This window comes from Rheinheimera sp. D18 (assembly GCF_004345025.1).
Taxonomy (GTDB): domain Bacteria; phylum Pseudomonadota; class Gammaproteobacteria; order Enterobacterales; family Alteromonadaceae; genus Alishewanella; species Alishewanella metallidurans.
In genome coordinates, this window is the sequence record NZ_CP037745.1 from 634,929 (window position 1) to 648,240 (window position 13,312).

A 13,312-nucleotide genomic window follows, 5' to 3' on the forward strand; every position below is an offset into this window, starting at 1 on the left:
CTGGCGTAAGTAAGAACATGTTCTCTGTGCTAGTACGAATACTCTTCTATGCTATCAACTTTTAAGCTATAGGCTGCTTGGCCTAAATCATGCGACATCACTTCCGTTGTTAGCGTACCGGTGATCCAAAACGGCGAATAAATCATGTCGGCATTTAATTTTTTTGCTCCGCTGACAAAAATCATTTGGTTTGGCGGCGGCGGCGGCACGTGAATACAAGCACCGAAATAGGGCACTAAAAAGAAGCTGGTAACGTTTTGCGCGTTATCGAACTCTAGCGGCACCACAAAGCCCGGGATCCGTACCTTAGTGTTGTTATATTTTTCTACAACCTTGGCCGAGCTAAGTATTTGCTGCCACTGTTTTGCTGCAGGGTCATCGCCTTGATAGTTCTCATCAAACGGCGATGGCTTAGTATAATCGTGTTCTACTTCTGGTAATTGTTGTAATGCTTTTAAGTCTTCTTCAGGCATTAAATCTGTCCACTCAAGCGTGGTAACATCATTAGCGCTGGCCGTGACACAAAGCAGACATGCGACCAGTGTCAAATATAACGCAATAGATAACGTTCGTAGCATTGGAGCTCGCCCCTCTAAGTTGGCATAATGGTAAAAACGCCAACATCATAACATGACACTAAGGGCGCCTGTGACCGACAAGCCGAAAATTCCCGCGATTGAACTCAAACAATTACAATTTTATTACCTTGCTAACGGCTGGCAACTTAACGTACCAGAGCTTAGCTTGCGTGTAGGCCAGCACTTATTTGTTCGTGGTGCGTCTGGTAGTGGTAAAACCACATTATTAAACTTACTTTGTGGTATTACAAAACCTGTTAGCGGCGAACTTTATGTCAGTGGCCAAGCCTTGCATAGGTTGTCAAGCAGTGCGCGAGATAGCTTAAGAGCAAAGCATATTGGTGTAGTATTTCAGCAACTAAACCTGATCCCCTATTTATCGGTACTGGACAACACCTTATTAAGCAGTCATTTTGCCGGCCAGAATAAAGCTGATGCCACGGTGCGGGCAAAAGTACTACTGCAGCGGCTTGGCTTAGAGTCAACGATATGGCATCAAAAAGCCGCAGCTATTAGCGTTGGCCAACAGCAACGTGTGGCTATTGCTCGGGCGTTGCTACCAAAGCCTACTTTATTAATTGCCGATGAACCTACATCGGCGTTGGATAGCGACAACCGTGATGCGTTTATGAAGGTAATGCTAGCAGAAGCGGATAGCAATGGCTGCACGGTGATATTTGTTAGCCATGATCAAAGCTTAGCTCAGTACTTTGCTTACCAATTAACGATGCAGAATTTGGCGCTTGGGGTGCAACCATGTTAATGAAGCTAGCAAGGTTAAGTTTATGGAACCGTCGTGGCACTGTGCTAATGACCTGGTTATCGTTAACTATTAGTATTGCATTGCTAATTGGTATTAATCATTTACGCATTGAAGCAAAAACCAGCTTTACCAGCACAGTGTCAGGTACCGACCTGATTGTTGGTGCGCGCTCTGGCCAACTTAATTTATTACTGTACTCGGTATTTCGCATTGGTAATGCCACCGCGAATATTAGCTGGCCCAGCTATCAGCGCATTATTAAACATCCGCAAATTGCCTGGAGTATTCCTATTTCGTTGGGCGACTCGCATCGAGGCTATCGAGTAATGGGCACTAATAGTGATTATTTTACCTATTATCGTTATGCGAATAATCAGCCATTAGTGTTGCGTCAGGGCCAGCCATTCGCAAGTGTTTTCGATACGGTATTAGGCGCCGAAGTAGCGCAAAAGCTAGGCTATAAATTGGGGCAACAAATAGAGTTGTCACATGGCGTTGGTGCGGTAAGTTTTAGCCAGCATAAAAATAAGCCCTTTACTGTCGTTGGTATCTTGGCGCGCACCGGCACTCCGGTTGATCAAACGGTGCATGTTAATCTTGAAGCTATTGAGGCAATACATTTAGATTTGCAACAAGGCGCACCCAAGCCAACGCAGGTAACCCGCGAGCAAGCGTTAGCACACGACTTAACCCCTAAAGCAATTACCGCTTTTATGCTGGGATTAACGTCACGAATGGCAACCTTTACCGTGCAGCGACAAATTAATGAATTTAAAACCGAACCCTTAACCGCAATTTTACCCGGCGTTGCGTTAGCTGAACTGTGGCAAATGTTAGGTATGGTTGAGGGCCTACTATTGTTGATTAGCTTATTAGTTTTGCTGGCGGCTCTGGTTGGTATGATTACAACACTACTGGCTTCAATGAAAGAACGGCAGCGTGAAATGGCCATTTTACGTGCTGCAGGTGCGCATCCTTGGTATTTGTTTGTGCTAATTCAGCTTGAAGTATTATTAGTAACCCTAGCGTCGATGCTATCGGCATGTGTATTACTATTTATGAGTTTGGTGTTGTTACAAGACAAATTAGCGGCTGATTTTGGCTTATTTATTAGCTTAAACATTCTTAACCAAGCTACGTTGTATTGGGCGGTCGGTATTCTGGCATTATCTAGTGTGTTAGCCACTATTCCTGGCATGTTAGCCTATCGAAATACCTTAGCCGACGGCCTTACGGTTCGTTTGTAGTTAACTGCAATGGGCAGTTTAGCGTAACAACACAGCCTGTATCTGCGTTATGCAGGCTAATTTCACCTTGTAACAAGTGTGAAACTAGGTTGAACACTAAGGTTAAACCTAGGCCTTTTGCGCCCGCGCTGCGTCGCGTGGTAAAAAAGGGCTCAAAGGCTCTGGCGAGTTCGTGCTTATCCATACCTCGACCATTATCTCTAACCTCAAGCTGCCAACTGTGTTTATTCTGGCTAGTACGAATAATAACTTGCCGTTTTTGTTCGGTATTAAAAGCATGAACGCAGGCGTTTTCAATTAGGCGCGTTAAAATGAGCGCCAGAGGGCTGGCAAAGCTTTGCACTTGCATACGCTCTGGAATATGTATTTGCACTTCAACATGGTGCTGTTTTAGTATCGATTCGATGCTAGATAATACGTCGGGAATAAATCGATTTAACTGTAAGTTTTCTGCTTTTTTCTGCTCTGAACTTGCAGCAGCCGTTTGTTTAAAGCTATTAACTAAATCGACGCTGCGCTGCAGGTTGGCATTTACCATTGCTATGCAGTTTTTAATGGCATTACCGTTATGGGCAAAACGCTGGCGCGTAAGTTGGTTGGCGTGAAACAATTGTTCTAACTCTAGCAAGGTAGCTTCCGCGTGGCTATTAGCGGTTACGGCAATACCTAATGGCGTATTAATTTCGTGAGCAATACCCGCCACTAAACGGCCCAAACTGGCCATTTTTTCTACTTCAATTAAACGATGTTGAGTCTGCTGTAGTTGCTCTAAAGACTGAGTTAACTGCTGAGTACGTTGGCTAACTATTTGCTCTAGCCCGCTATTTAGTTGCTCTAATTCGTTTTGGTAGCGAACGCGCTCCGATGCACTAAGCGCGCGGCCATAAATATCCGCGAGAAAACTGGCGAAGGTAATTTCATCGTTATTCCATAATTTCGCTTGGCGATGTTCAAGGCAAATAATGCCAACCATAGCACCATGATGATGTATTGGAGTATCTAGCATTGAACAAATCTGTAACGGCGTAAGGTAACAAGCCGAAAACTCGCTGGTTTGTGGATGCTGGTGTGCATCACTCGCCACGATATTTCGTTCGCCATCTAAAGCCGCAAAGTAACGTGGGAAATCAGCGCGTGCTAACGCCATATTAGGTTCAGGATGGTGTTCGGCGCAATCAAGCAAGTAAATACAGCGCATTTGCATCCGATCGTCTGATAACAACCAAACGCTCGCACGATCAATTTCTAGCCCTTGCGCAATACTACTTAACAGCAAGCGGCTACTTGCCGTTAAATCGCCTTTATCGACATCCGGGTTACGGCTAATGTTAAATAAAATATCGTGTAAATTAGTTAGCATAACGACAATTAATACTCCGCATAATCGTATTTTACAGAGAGAACCCATTGTTTGTATACCAACAAGGTATAGCATTTACATTAGGTGAATACGAAACTTTTCTGAGTATTTTCATTGTCTTGGTAACATAGCGTTTTACACAAACTGCCTAGCGTGCAAACCGCGACCAGCTATTCACACTTGTGATGCGCTATAGCACAGCGCCAGTTGCGGCCTTGCATTAGATAAGGTGTCAGATAGCTGAGCTTCTAGCATAGTATGCAATTGCAGATAATCCGCATTTAACGTAGATGAAATAGTACGCGCATCTAAATAGTAGGGCGCTCGAATACCATTAAAAGCGATGGGTTTGCCTATTTGTATAAAGTGAATACCAACGCGACGCAGTGCTCTGGCCAGTGCGGGCTCTATCATAACGTAAGCATGCACACGACCTGCGCGTAAACACGTTATTTGGGCAATTAAATATAATGAAATAGCCACTAATTTACTGCAGCTACGCTCAGCACTTAGCGCGTTTGGCGTTAACGATGTTGCGCAACGAATTTCTGCTGGCACCGCAAGCCGAGAAATCTCACAAATATGTTGACGGTCAAAGTTTTGCGGCGCAAATGAGGTATCAATCCATTCATTGTCAAAATGCTGCTCTATTGGCAATAATTCGTGGTTGTCGCTGCTAGTAACGATACGTACCGTACCGGCAATAGTGTTACTTGCTAAATGATTTACCGCAATGTGTACCGATCTCTGATCAAAATTGTCTTGCTCTAGCCGGCCAACTCGGGTTGGCTCAAACTGTAACTCTTCACAGTACACTTTGTGGCGTAAGCGATAAACGCGCTTTTTTTGCTGCGCTGAGTTCGCTTGCGTTGCCTGAAAGTAGTGTAGAAAATGGTGCCACGGCTTATTTACATCAACAGCCTGTTCTTGCTCTGTTAGCACCGCAGCATTATTGGCTGCAAACCCTAAGCTCATTTTTTGCCCCAAAGATACGCGCTATGGTTTAATTGCACGTTATTATTTTTTAAGATCTAAGTTAAACCTGACAAAACCAATCCTTGGGTAGGCTGCCTAGTATTCACAAGTGAATTTTGGGCGAAAAGCACTATGCTGCTGAAAATGACGCAGGTCAAACCCTGCAGAAGAAATAATGTGTAAAAAACAGCAGTTTTTTACTAAAGCTTTGATTTTAACAAAGTTAAAAAATTAACCTTTTAATGATAATTAGTGTGTTTTATTCAGTTTAAATTCACGAAAACACTAATTTTTAACCTTAAGCTATTTACGTCGGCCTTGTTCAAGGTTCTGAATTGTTAATTGCACTTGACGCGCCAAGGTGCGTAGCATGACTAAGCGGTCGTCATCCAGCGAAATTTGACAACGTAATGCTGGCATCACCCCGGCAATGTGCTGCTCTAATGCTCTGCCAGCGTCGGTTAGCACGACTTGCTTTACTCGTTCATCGTGCGTGGCACTCTCGCGCTTTAACCAACCTTTTTGCTCTAGCTTTTTAACTAACGGCGTTAAGGTTCCAGAGTCAAACAGGGTTTGGCTACCTAAATCACCTAAACTGATGTTGTCTTGCTGCCATAAAGCCAGCATCACCACATACTGCGGGTAGGTAAGATCGAAGGGCTGCAATAATGGCCGATATAGCCTGATAACGGCATTAGACGCGCTATATAACGCAAAGCAGATTTGTTGCTCTAAAGGCACGGTTTTAGTCATTGGCAATTATCCAGAAAATTTACGCTAGTGTAGCAAAAATACCCGATGTCGCGAATATAACTACGGAATATACCTTTCGCAAAATAATCTTGCGCGCAAGATTATTTGTTGCTAGTATAACCAGGTTAGCAAATGGCAACTAAACGTATTTACGAGGTTATAATGGATATTTTATATAAAGCTGTAGTGACATCAACCGGTGGTCGTGATGGCAGTGCAAAATCGAACGATGGTTTACTTGATGTAAAACTTGCCCCACCAAAAGAACTTGGTGGTAACGGTGGCGCAACTAACCCAGAACAATTGTTCGCCGCGGGTTATTCAGCCTGCTTTATTGGCGCAATGAAGTTTGTCGCAACTCAGACTAAGCTGTCATTGCCTAATGATTTAAGCCTACGTGCTGAAGTTGGTATTGGTAAAATTGAAGGCGGTTTTGGCCTAGATGTTGATTTATTTGTTAGCTTGCCAGGAATGGATAACGGCGCCGCTGAAGATTTAGTGAACCAAGCGCACCAAGTATGCCCATATTCAAATGCCACTCGCGGCAACATTGAAGTGCGTTTGCACGTTAGTGTTTAAATGACAGATAAAGAAAAAGGCCAGCATTTCTGCTGGCCTTTGTCATTTGGTGGAGCTGGCGGGAGTTGAATTATGTATAAAATCAAACATATTAGATACTTATAGTGAAAATGGCATTGCCATGTTTATATCCCTTATAGAGTATTTTGGCAATCCTTTCAAAATTTACCAGTTAGCTTCTTCTTTTGCACTTGCCATATATGACTTAAGATCAATTAAAGAGCGAGAGATCGAGTCTTCTGCTTGAGAAACGATTGATTTTTCGCTAATGCCAGAGTTATTAAACGCATCTAGAAAACTAATTCCATTATCAATTGGAGTATTAGTGTAACGAAAATTATTATATCGAATCTGATATCTCCCATCTTTTGTACGTATCTCAAGTGTGTGTGGTATCCAAATTTTACTAGTTATATAGCTTCCTGTGAAAGAGCCCTTTACAATTAACTGATTGTTCTCCCTATCGTTTAGTTGAATCACATCATTTGCAGAGACATAATTTCGAGTGACCCAAACTAAGGCACTGTCATACAATTCCTTTGCTGTACCAGTCTGATTAACAATCTCACTATATTGAAAGCCATCAGAATTTTTTTCCAAATTGATTCTTTGTCCACTAGGAATAGGTGGTTGTGAAGTTGCAGCACAAGCTGACAAAATAAAAGCACAAAGGAAAACAATTGAAAATTTTAAGAAGTTTTGCATAATTTATAAATCCTTTTTTTAACAATTTTAATTACATATCTTGGAATAATTAGTTAGTAAGTTCAAGCATCAAGCCCTTAAATATTAGATAATATCAACTTAGTATAAAAAGAGATTGAAATACTTGGCTAAAGGTAATTTGTTTAAATTATTTTTAATCTATCCAGCGCCCGTAAATCAATCGAATCATACCCCAGTCTTTATGCCCCATTTGTTTGGCTAACCATGTTGGATCTTTCCCCGCGGTTAGCATGGTCGATGCGTAGGTATGGCGGCATTTATAGGGGCGGCGATATTTAACTTGTGCTTGTTTTAATGCAGGTGTCTAGAAGCGTTCACGTATCATTTTTTTTGCGCTACGAGGTGCGGGGAAGGCACAATCTGCGCTTCTAACTTAAGTGTTAATATTTTGTACGATGAAGTACTTTTAACATCTGTTGGCTCATTTAGCGGGAAGTGGAATGAGCAGCGAGTTCTATTTAACTTATCCAATTTTCTAATCGTAGACCTTGTACACGTTCAAACTCTTTCATGTTATTTGTAACTAAAGTCAAACTTTCGCTTCTAGCGTGCGCACTAATATGCAAGTCGTTAACACCAATCGGAGTGCCTGCTTTTTCTAGCTCAGCTCTGACTTCACCATAGTGCTGTGCTGCTTTTTCACCATATTGTAAAATAGTTAATCTAGAAACAAAATCTTCTACTGCTTGCCGGTTTTGTTCAGGCTTAGTACTTTTTTCTACACCATGACAAAGCTCTGCGTATGTTATTGAGCTAATGCACATTAACCCTGCGTACTTGTTAAAAGTTTCTAGTACTTCAATTGGGCGGCGTTTTATCACGTAAATGCATATATTGGTATCAAGCATGTATTTCAGCATTAAAAGGCTTCCCGTTCTTGCTGTTCTTGCGATGCCCGTTCAGTCATAAAGTCATCAGTAACAGTTGTACCTTGCAAGAAAAACGAATCCCAGCTGTTAGTCACAGGGGTTAATATGCGGTCTTTACCGACTATACGAACCGCGACCTTTTTAACATCATCAGGAAAGCGGGCGTCAATTGGCAAGCGAACTGCTTGAGTATTATTGTTTTTAAACACTGTACCTGTACTCATAATTACCTCCACTAACTAGATAGTAGAAGTATATACCTTGATTGGTAGATACTCAAAGTATCTACTTTTGTTTTGTTAAACTAATTTAGCATTAGAGCAGGCTAACTGCTGGATAATTGGCGTTTAAAAAAGAACAAAGAAAAAGGCCAGCATTTCTGCTGGCCTTTGTCATTTGGTGGAGCTGGCGGGAGTTGAACCCGCGTCCGAAAAACCTAGATCGTCGGTACTACATGCTTAGCACATTCATTTAGTTAACCCTCTGAGCGCCGAATGGCAGGCTATCGTCGGGCGAGCCTGATTGGTTTTAACGTTTTGTCTCCAGGCGAAGACGCGACGCGATCCTGTTAGGGGTGATCTTCCAGAGTCTCAGCTTACAGGCATGCGTGAGGGGAAGAGCTATCTACTGCCTATTAAGCAGCGATTGCGTATGTTTCGTCGTTTGCGACTAGTTTTTTGCGGTTTTTTTACGAGGCCTACCGCACCTCGGCATGCACCTAAGAGTTCGTGAATCCCGTCGAATCCAGAATCAGCCCCGAATTCTGTGGTGTTACACTTACTACATCAGTGTTTGGCTATTGTACGCAGCTGCTAGATGTTACACAAGTAGCTAATGTACCTTTACCGTTTTTCTACCTCAAACCTTAGATGGGGTTAACCAATAAAAGTTTCAAGGGCTGTATTAACGTTTTGAATGTTTCATCATACGTTCTTTTTCACGTGACCAATCTCGATCTTTTATATCGTCACGTTTATCAAACGTTTTCTTACCTTTCGCTAAATGAAACTCTAGTTTCACCCAGCACGCTTTCCAGTACATCGCGGTGGCAATTAGCGTAAAACCCTCACGATCTTTTAAACCAATCAGTTTATCGAGTTCGCGTTTGTGCAGTAACAGTTTACGGTTACGTTCAGGGTCGCAAACAACGTGGCTTGAAGCACTATTTAGTGGCTGAATTTGCGCACCTAATAAGTAGGCTTCGCCCTGATGTAAAATAACGTAGGAATCGGATAGGTTAACTTTACCTTCACGAATGCTTTTTAATTCCCATCCTTGCAAGACCATACCGGCTTCATAGCGGTCTTCTAAAAAGTACTCGTGTCGCGCTTTTCTGTTTTGCGCGATAGTACCATTTTTATTTTTACTGGTTTTTTTAGTGCTCATAATTTGTTATTTTCGCAGCTCTATTTTGGGTGTCGGCGATGGCTCAAGCCTTGTTGCAGCGCGTCAATCTGTTACAATCGGCGGCGAGTTTATAGGGGAGTGAGTATGCCACAAATTGAGCGCAGTGCGCTGGTTTTTTATAGTGCACAGCAGATGTTTGATTTAGTCAATGCTGTACCTGACTATCCGCAGTTTCTGCCTGGCTGTACCTCTGCCCGTATTGTTAGTCGGTCTGATACAGAGATGGTGGCGGCGCTTACTGTTTCCAAGGCCGGTATTGGTCATACTTTTACTACGCGTAATACGTTGTATCCCGCACAGCGCATTGCTATGCAATTAGTTGATGGCCCGTTTAAACAATTACAGGGTGGTTGGGAGTTTCAGCCATTAAGCGCGACGGCGTGTAAGGTGATACTGAAACTAGAGTTTGAGTTTTCTAACAGATTAATTCAATTCGCCTTTGGTAAAATATTTACTGAGCTTACCGCGTCAATGATTAATGCATTTACACAACGGGCAAAACAGGTATACGGGGTGCAGCATGACTGAGCAAATTACTGTAGAAGTAACGTACGCCTTACCTGAACGACAAAGCTTACTTACCTTAACTGTAGGGCGCTTATGTACAGTGCAGCAAGCAATTGAACAAAGTGGTATTTTGCAGCAATTTGTCGATATAGATTTAACCCGGCAAAAAGTAGGTATTTGGAGCCGTCCGGTTAAACTAGATGATGTGGTAAAAGCGGGTGACCGCGTAGAAATTTACCGAGCGTTAATTGCCGATCCAAAAGATTTACGTCGACGCAGAGCTGAAAAAGCTAAAGAAGAAGGGCGAGCAGATAAAACTACCGGCGGCCGAGTACATGATGCTAAACCAGTTAGCGAATAAAAAACCAGCTTAACGCTGGCTTTTTATGTTGCGGTTTTTTTAAATATCGAGTGGCGTGTTAAAGTCTGCTGATTTTTCAAAATCACCTTTTAAATCAACTAGCTTGTCGTCTTTAAACTCAACAATAAGCTGTTTCTTAAACTGGCTGCCGTTACCGCCTTTTAATGCGTAAAAATAATGCCAGGTATCATTGTCAAAAGCATTACTGGCCACTGGCGTACCTAGTACATACTTTACTTGTTCTTTAGTCATGGCAATGCGCAGTTTATCGATATCTTTTTGCTCTAAAAAGTTACCCTGTGGTACATCAATGCGATATACCCAGCTACTACAGCCATTTAGGCTTAATAAACCGATTACCAATACTAAGGTTGCTATTACTGCTTTCATTTGTCACATCTACTTTATCTGAATGGGCTTATCATACCTCATGACAAGCCCGCTGAAAAATCTTCTTTCAGACTACGGGGGCACATAAAAGTTCGCGTGCATTGGCAAGCGCACTGGCACTAATATTTTCACCGGCCAGTAAGCGGGCAATTTCACTGATCCTGTCTTCATCACTGAGTTGGCGCATACGGGTTTCTGTAGCTTGACCGTCGGTATATTTTTCGACAAATAATTGTTGATGCCCCTGACTTGCTACCTGTGGCAAGTGGGTAACACAAATAATTTGTGTTGATTCACCTAACTGGCGTAATAAACGGCCAACGCCGGCGGCTACAGGGCCACTGATGCCTACATCTACTTCATCGAATATAAGTGTTGGTGTAGTAATTTTATCGGCCAAAATAACTTGTATGGCTAAGCTGATACGGGATAACTCACCGCCTGATGCCACCTTGTGTAGTGCTTGCAGTGGTTGCCCAGGGTTAGTTGAAACCTGAAACTCTATTGCATCTATACCGTTTGCGCTGGCTTGCTCTGGCGTTAACTTTTGCATTTCTATGCTAAAACGTGCGTTAGCCATACTTAATTCGTGCATGCTACGGCTAATTTTTTCACTTAGCGTTGCGGCAGCTTGCTGACGTAAGTCGCTTAGCTGTTCGGCCTGCACCATATAGTGCTGTTGTGCTTGTATAATATCTTCGTTGAGTTGCTGTAGCCGTTGATCATTGCCAGTTAACGTGGCTAATTGTGCTGCTAGCTGCTGGTGTAGTATTGGTAGCTCTTCGTTAGCAACTTGATGTTTGCGCGCTAGGTTTAACCATTGACCAAGTCGCTCGTCAATTTGAGCTAAACGCTCAGGGTCTAACTCAACTTTATCGGCATAGCGGCGCAGTTCACGGCTGGCTTCTTCGGTTTGCAGTAGGGCATCATTGAGCATTTGGCTGATATTGTTTAACGCAGGGTCTAAACTACTGAGTTGCTCAAGCTGTGCGGTGGCGACGGATAACGCCTGATAAATATTTTGTTGTTCATCATCGTAGAGTAGCTGTAAACATTGTTGGCTTTGGCTTAGTAATGTATTGCCATGGCTTAACCGGCTATGTTCGGCTTCAAGTTCTGGGTATTCGCTTTCTAAGGCAGCAAAATTATCCAGTTCTGCAACTTGATATTCCAACAGCTGGCGTTGTGCGTCGCGTTGATGTTGTGATTGCTCTAATTCGCTATATTCGCGCTGCAGTTGTTGCCAGTGGCGCCAAGTATTGCGGGTTGCTTCACGTGCATTGCTGTTAGTGGCAAATGCATCAACTAATTGACGTTGGTAATCTTGTTTTAGCAGTTGCTGATGCGCATGCTGACCGTGAATGCTTAATAAATGCTGGCCCAAGGCTTTAAGCTGCTGTGCCGGCACTTGCACGCCATTTATATAACCACGTGAGCGGCCTTCACTGCTAACCACACGGCGCACTATACATTCATTGCCCATAGCGAGGTCTTGTTCGGCTAACCACTGTTGTGCAGCACTAAGTTTACTAATATCAAAACTGGCAACAATGTCGGCTTTGTCCGCACCTGGGCGAACTACACCGGCATCGGCGCGTTCACCTAAACATAATGATAGGGCGTCAATGGCAATTGATTTACCAGCACCGGTTTCACCAGTAATGGTAGACATACCGCTGGCCCAATCTATTTCTAGCGCACGGACAATGGCAAAATTACTGATATGCAGATGACATAGCATAGGATGCTCCGGTTCTGGAAATTGTTACTGTGAAAAATAACAGTGGTTATTTATACAGTAACTTTATACAGTAATTTACGCGCTGGCAAGTGGGGAGTTAATAAAGTTTGCTGCCCCAACCGAGTTTGTTACGTAGCACGTGAAAATAGCTGTAACCCGGCGGGTGCACTAGCCTAAGTGGCGTGGGGTATTTGCGAATATAAATATCATCACCGGGCATAACGGCAAGAATAACGTGGCTGTCGCAGCTTATTTGTAAATGAGCATCATTGGTACTGGCAACCTTAAGCCGAATTTCACTGCTGCCTGATACCACTAATGGCCTGCTGCTTAGTGTATGGGGGAACATTGGCACTAAGGTTACCGCGTCTAAATCCGGGGTAAGGATAGGGCCGCCACCAGATAAAGAATAAGCCGTAGAGCCGGTTGGTGTGCTAATAATTAAACCGTCAGAGCGCTGACTATAAACAAAGTCGTCGTTAATATAGGCTTCAAATTCAATCATGTGTGCCACCTTGTCGGCGTGCAACACTGCTTCGTTTACTGCGCTGTTACTGCTTTTGATTACGCCATGGCGATGCACTGATATTTCTAGCAGGTTACGCTTTTCGGTAACAAAGTTACCTGCCAGCACTTCGCTTAGCGGTTGTTCAAAATTTTCGGGAGCGAGATCAGTTAAAAAGCCTAAATTACCTCGGTTAACACCCAGTACGGATACATCAAACCGCGCGAGCACTCTGGCTGCGCCTAGCATATTGCCGTCGCCACCGACCACGATTGCCAAATCACATTTTTCGCCAAGCGCCACTAAATCTAATACATCGACATTGGGAATGGTTAGCGATTCTGCTACGCGCTCTTCAACATACACCTTTAAGCCTTGCTGCTGTAAAAAGGTATACAGTGCCATTAGGGTGTTGTTAGCACCCGCGTGGTGGGGTTTGCCAATTAGGCCGACGGTGTTAAAGGCGTGTTGCATAGTGGTGTCCTTTCAATGCGTTATCGCAGTATAACGGCAGCAAGCGTAACAGACTAGCGGTGAATGTCGCTTGAATT

General features: G+C 43.3%; 16 protein-coding genes and 1 other RNA gene. 5 read left to right on the plus strand and 12 right to left on the minus strand.

Going from position 1 to position 13,312, the window contains the following annotated elements; all coding sequences use genetic code 11:
- Positions 1-29 precede the first annotated feature (29 nt).
- Positions 30-578 carry a DUF3299 domain-containing protein gene (locus tag E0Z06_RS03035; protein WP_132581780.1) on the minus strand — a complete coding sequence of 183 codons (549 nt, stop codon included), beginning with the start codon at positions 576-578 and terminating at the stop codon, positions 30-32.
- Between the two features lie 70 nt (positions 579-648).
- Between E0Z06_RS03035 and E0Z06_RS03040 the strand changes: the two genes are divergently transcribed.
- Positions 649-1,341, plus strand: a complete 693-nt coding sequence (locus E0Z06_RS03040) for an ABC transporter ATP-binding protein (RefSeq protein ID WP_132581782.1) — start codon at positions 649-651, stop codon at positions 1,339-1,341.
- Positions 1,335-2,588, plus strand: a complete 1,254-nt coding sequence (locus E0Z06_RS03045; protein WP_132581784.1) for an ABC transporter permease — start codon at positions 1,335-1,337, stop codon at positions 2,586-2,588. The genes E0Z06_RS03040 and E0Z06_RS03045 overlap by 7 nt, the downstream gene beginning before the upstream one ends.
- On the opposite strand, the gene E0Z06_RS03050 is transcribed toward E0Z06_RS03045, so the two are convergent.
- From E0Z06_RS03050 to E0Z06_RS03060, 3 genes are all read right to left on the minus strand, one after another.
- A complete protein-coding gene (locus E0Z06_RS03050; protein WP_165907367.1) occupies positions 2,572-3,948 on the minus strand; it encodes an ATP-binding protein in 1,377 nt (458 codons plus the stop codon). The two genes, E0Z06_RS03045 and E0Z06_RS03050, sit on opposite strands and share 17 nt — an antisense overlap.
- Before the next feature lie 174 nt (positions 3,949-4,122).
- Complete coding sequence (locus tag E0Z06_RS03055; protein WP_132581788.1) at positions 4,123-4,923, minus strand: PEP-CTERM/exosortase system-associated acyltransferase; 801 nt, start codon at positions 4,921-4,923, stop codon at positions 4,123-4,125.
- A 303-nt stretch (positions 4,924-5,226) separates the two neighbouring features.
- Complete coding sequence (locus E0Z06_RS03060) at positions 5,227-5,676, minus strand: MarR family transcriptional regulator (protein ID WP_132581789.1); 450 nt, start codon at positions 5,674-5,676, stop codon at positions 5,227-5,229.
- A gap of 162 nt (positions 5,677-5,838) precedes the next feature.
- On the opposite strand from E0Z06_RS03060, the gene E0Z06_RS03065 reads away from it, so the two are divergent.
- Positions 5,839-6,255: an organic hydroperoxide resistance protein gene (locus tag E0Z06_RS03065; RefSeq protein WP_132586657.1), complete on the plus strand. Its 417-nt coding sequence runs from the start codon at positions 5,839-5,841 to the stop codon at positions 6,253-6,255.
- Between the two features lie 165 nt (positions 6,256-6,420).
- Here the strand turns inward: E0Z06_RS03065 and E0Z06_RS03070 are convergent, their stop codons facing one another.
- The 5 genes from E0Z06_RS03070 to smpB all read right to left on the minus strand — a co-directional run bounded on the left by E0Z06_RS03070 (position 6,421) and on the right by smpB (position 9,236).
- A complete protein-coding gene (locus E0Z06_RS03070; RefSeq protein ID WP_132581791.1) occupies positions 6,421-6,960 on the minus strand; it encodes a DUF4468 domain-containing protein in 540 nt (179 codons plus the stop codon).
- Positions 6,961-7,439: 479 nt separating this feature from the next.
- Entirely contained in the window at positions 7,440-7,838 is a 399-nt protein-coding gene (locus E0Z06_RS03080) for a type II toxin-antitoxin system VapC family toxin (protein WP_347812437.1), read from the minus strand.
- 2 nt (positions 7,839-7,840) lie between these two features.
- Positions 7,841-8,074: a type II toxin-antitoxin system VapB family antitoxin gene (gene vapB, locus E0Z06_RS03085; RefSeq protein WP_132581795.1), complete on the minus strand. Its 234-nt coding sequence runs from the start codon at positions 8,072-8,074 to the stop codon at positions 7,841-7,843.
- Positions 8,075-8,247: 173 nt separating this feature from the next.
- Positions 8,248-8,608, minus strand: a transfer-messenger RNA (tmRNA) gene (ssrA, locus tag E0Z06_RS03090).
- A 145-nt stretch (positions 8,609-8,753) separates the two neighbouring features.
- Positions 8,754-9,236: an SsrA-binding protein SmpB gene (smpB, locus tag E0Z06_RS03095; protein ID WP_132581797.1), complete on the minus strand. Its 483-nt coding sequence runs from the start codon at positions 9,234-9,236 to the stop codon at positions 8,754-8,756.
- 105 nt (positions 9,237-9,341) lie between these two features.
- On the opposite strand from smpB, the gene E0Z06_RS03100 reads away from it, so the two are divergent.
- Positions 9,342-9,785: a type II toxin-antitoxin system RatA family toxin gene (locus E0Z06_RS03100; protein WP_132581799.1), complete on the plus strand. Its 444-nt coding sequence runs from the start codon at positions 9,342-9,344 to the stop codon at positions 9,783-9,785.
- A complete protein-coding gene (locus tag E0Z06_RS03105) occupies positions 9,778-10,125 on the plus strand; it encodes an RnfH family protein (RefSeq protein WP_132581801.1) in 348 nt (115 codons plus the stop codon). Before E0Z06_RS03100 ends, E0Z06_RS03105 begins: the two co-directional genes overlap by 8 nt.
- Before the next feature lie 39 nt (positions 10,126-10,164).
- Here E0Z06_RS03105 and bamE read toward each other — a convergent pair whose 3' ends face one another.
- From bamE to nadK, 3 genes are all read right to left on the minus strand, one after another.
- Entirely contained in the window at positions 10,165-10,515 is a 351-nt protein-coding gene (gene bamE / locus E0Z06_RS03110) for an outer membrane protein assembly factor BamE (RefSeq protein WP_132581803.1), read from the minus strand.
- Positions 10,516-10,582: 67 nt separating this feature from the next.
- Positions 10,583-12,256: a DNA repair protein RecN gene (gene recN / locus E0Z06_RS03115; RefSeq protein WP_132581805.1), complete on the minus strand. Its 1,674-nt coding sequence runs from the start codon at positions 12,254-12,256 to the stop codon at positions 10,583-10,585.
- A gap of 97 nt (positions 12,257-12,353) precedes the next feature.
- Positions 12,354-13,235: an NAD(+) kinase gene (gene nadK / locus E0Z06_RS03120; RefSeq protein WP_132581807.1), complete on the minus strand. Its 882-nt coding sequence runs from the start codon at positions 13,233-13,235 to the stop codon at positions 12,354-12,356.
- Between the last annotated feature and the right edge of the window lie 77 nt (positions 13,236-13,312).

Excerpts from the sequence above, each read along its gene's own strand:
- E0Z06_RS03060 (WP_132581789.1), bottom strand. The coding sequence starts at position 5,676 with ATGACTAAAACCGTGCCTTTAGAGCAACAAATCTGCTTTGCGTTATAT.
- nadK (WP_132581807.1), bottom strand. The coding sequence starts at position 13,235 with ATGCAACACGCCTTTAACACCGTCGGCCTAATTGGCAAACCCCACCAC.
- E0Z06_RS03045 (WP_132581784.1), top strand. The coding sequence starts at position 1,335 with ATGTTAATGAAGCTAGCAAGGTTAAGTTTATGGAACCGTCGTGGCACT.
- E0Z06_RS03055 (WP_132581788.1), bottom strand. The coding sequence starts at position 4,923 with ATGAGCTTAGGGTTTGCAGCCAATAATGCTGCGGTGCTAACAGAGCAA.
- E0Z06_RS03105 (WP_132581801.1), top strand. The coding sequence starts at position 9,778 with ATGACTGAGCAAATTACTGTAGAAGTAACGTACGCCTTACCTGAACGA.
- E0Z06_RS03035 (WP_132581780.1), bottom strand. The coding sequence starts at position 578 with ATGCTACGAACGTTATCTATTGCGTTATATTTGACACTGGTCGCATGT.
- E0Z06_RS03070 (WP_132581791.1), bottom strand. The coding sequence starts at position 6,960 with ATGCAAAACTTCTTAAAATTTTCAATTGTTTTCCTTTGTGCTTTTATT.
- E0Z06_RS03050 (WP_165907367.1), bottom strand. The coding sequence starts at position 3,948 with ATGCTAACTAATTTACACGATATTTTATTTAACATTAGCCGTAACCCG.
- recN (WP_132581805.1), bottom strand. The coding sequence starts at position 12,256 with ATGCTATGTCATCTGCATATCAGTAATTTTGCCATTGTCCGTGCGCTA.
- E0Z06_RS03065 (WP_132586657.1), top strand. The coding sequence starts at position 5,839 with ATGGATATTTTATATAAAGCTGTAGTGACATCAACCGGTGGTCGTGAT.
- E0Z06_RS03100 (WP_132581799.1), top strand. The coding sequence starts at position 9,342 with ATGCCACAAATTGAGCGCAGTGCGCTGGTTTTTTATAGTGCACAGCAG.
- vapB (WP_132581795.1), bottom strand. The coding sequence starts at position 8,074 with ATGAGTACAGGTACAGTGTTTAAAAACAATAATACTCAAGCAGTTCGC.
- bamE (WP_132581803.1), bottom strand. The coding sequence starts at position 10,515 with ATGAAAGCAGTAATAGCAACCTTAGTATTGGTAATCGGTTTATTAAGC.
- smpB (WP_132581797.1), bottom strand. The coding sequence starts at position 9,236 with ATGAGCACTAAAAAAACCAGTAAAAATAAAAATGGTACTATCGCGCAA.